Raw genomic sequence first — 210 nt, forward strand, 5'->3', positions numbered from 1 at the left:
CGAGAGTGCGAGAGTGCGAGCCAGTGTGTCTTTGGCTTTCATACTGGTCAAGATTTTCAGGCGATGGTGCACGTGTTTTACCGGGCGTTTGCTTGGTTTTTTCCCCTAGGCTCTAGGACTTTCTCTCTTATCTGCCCTTTCTCGTCACTCACCTTCTCATTTCTGCTTTTCTTCAGATGCAAAAAAGCCCTGACCGTCAGGTCAGGGCTT

Origin of the sequence: Enterovibrio norvegicus (assembly GCF_002876705.1) — a bacterium.
GTDB lineage: Bacteria > Pseudomonadota > Gammaproteobacteria > Enterobacterales > Vibrionaceae > Enterovibrio > Enterovibrio norvegicus_B.